This window comes from Paracoccus sp. SY, assembly GCF_002901215.1.
GTDB classification, from domain to species: Bacteria; Pseudomonadota; Alphaproteobacteria; order Rhodobacterales; family Rhodobacteraceae; genus Paracoccus; species Paracoccus acridae.
In genome coordinates this window covers 1-653 of sequence record NZ_NWMQ01000184.1, presented here as the reverse complement: position 1 = coordinate 653, position 653 = coordinate 1, and the positions used below count along the sequence as shown (strand labels likewise).

Genomic DNA, 653 nt, shown 5'->3' with positions numbered 1-653 from the left:
GGCGTCATCACCAAGATGCTGCTCGGGGACTTGGGCCGCTGGACGCCCGGCTCGACCGACCAGGACGCCGCAAGGGCAGCTGTGCGCGTGTTCAACAGGAAAATGTTCAAGCCTGCGCCTTCATGCCCCAATCCAAGAACGGCAGGGACCGGGTCACAGCATCACCTCAGACCTGTGTGACCTGTTCCGGGCCGCATTGGGCGTCATAGTCTGTCAGCAAGTCTTTCAGTCCGAGTATGTCAGGCTGATTAAAGCGTCCCTGGAAAAAGCTGCCAAGCTTTGATGTTTTCTTGATGATGAGGTCGGGTCAGCCTATTTCGCAGAGTGCAGCTCTGCATTCCCGCTGCCTCATCCAAACTGGCTTATGAAATCGTATCACAATCGGCGGAACGGCAAACATCGCTCCGCACAGCAGCAGCAGGGTCCCGGCAGCCGTGTCTTCGAGAGCATGAGCGCAAAGGGCAAGATCCGGGGAACCGCCCAACAGCTCGTCGAGCGCTATCTTCAGTTCGCGGAAGAAGCGCGGCTTGCAAATGACCGCGTGGCCTCGGAGGCCTTCCTGCAATCGGCCGAGCATTATGTTCGCGTCGGCAAACCTGCGCGTCATGTGGAGGACGAGCCTGTAAGGCCCAGGTCGTCCAGAAGAGCGTCGA

At 59.0% G+C, this 653-nt stretch carries 1 protein-coding gene; it reads left to right on the top strand.

Going from position 1 to position 653, the window contains the following annotated elements:
* Window positions 1-364: 364 nt before the first annotated feature.
* The coding region (locus CK944_RS22465) for a DUF4167 domain-containing protein (protein ID WP_146038781.1) at window positions 365-653 on the top strand (289 nt) is incomplete at its 3' end.